Source organism: Borrelia persica No12 (assembly GCF_000500045.1).
Classification (GTDB): Bacteria; Spirochaetota; Spirochaetia; order Borreliales; family Borreliaceae; genus Borrelia; species Borrelia persica.
This window is the reverse complement of sequence record NZ_AYOT01000218.1, coordinates 1-889: the sequence shown is the minus strand read 5'-3', so window position 1 is coordinate 889 and position 889 is coordinate 1. Positions and strand designations below refer to the sequence as shown.

Annotated in this window: 2 protein-coding genes; both read right to left on the bottom strand. The window is 30.1% G+C overall.

What is annotated here, in order from left to right; genetic code table 11:
- The coding region (locus U881_RS0107615) for a DUF228 domain-containing protein (protein WP_024653841.1) at positions 1 to 262 on the bottom strand (262 nt) is incomplete at its 3' end.
- A gap of 15 nt (positions 263 to 277) precedes the next feature.
- Complete coding sequence (locus tag U881_RS0107610) at positions 278 to 874, bottom strand: DUF1357 family protein (RefSeq protein ID WP_051374062.1); 597 nt, start codon at positions 872 to 874, stop codon at positions 278 to 280.
- Positions 875 to 889 lie beyond the last annotated feature (15 nt).

Below are 889 nucleotides of genomic sequence, written 5' to 3'. Positions count from 1 at the left end.
ATTCATAAGAACCATCATTATCCTGCCCACTAGATAATTTCACTCCCCTTTTGTATGGATATCCAATTACAGCGTAATTTTCTAATCTGTCTACACTACTAGTTAAAGTTCCACCTTGATTAGAAAAGGTGACTCCTTTATCTTGAAAATCGACTGTATTACTAAATATATCAATATCCCTATTTGGGTTCTTCATTAGGTCTTGTATTTCTTTTAATTTCTTTTCATACTCTTCTTTAATTTTAGTTATATTCTCTGACATATATATTTATTCTCCTTAAGCAGTTTTATATTTCCTTGACTTATAAAATTGTTCTCGTCTATCTTTATACGCATTAGCAATAGAAATATTAAACTCATTAAAGTTTTGTGGACTAAAGTTAGTATCTAAGATTGACATTCTCTCATTTATTACTCCAAGTCTAAGTTCTCCTTTGCTAGTTACACTACTAGCTTGTATCCTTTTCTTTATATTTACCTTAGCAAGGTTTACAAGTTGTTCCAGAATTTCACCGTCTAAATGTTGAATATCTCTTATCTTAGCAATAGCTTGAATATCCTCAATAGGAACATATTTCCTAACAAGTTCCCTACGTTGGGCTTGCATTATCTCTTTTAATGAGTATCCCTTTGAAAGTAATGTTTCCTTATTAAAATGCGAACTTAAATGTTTACTTGCTAAATTATCAATCTCATTAATACGTGATGCTTCAAGTAATAACTTGTTCTCTTGTTCTTCTCTAGCTTCTGTTTCCGCAAGTTCTCGTGAAATCCTCTCATTAATACTTAAATGCTTTGTGTTAGAATCTTTTGATTCTTTATATGCTTTATATTCTTCGTACTCTTTTAAATTTAAAGTTACACCTTCTTTAATATCTAAAGACTCTTG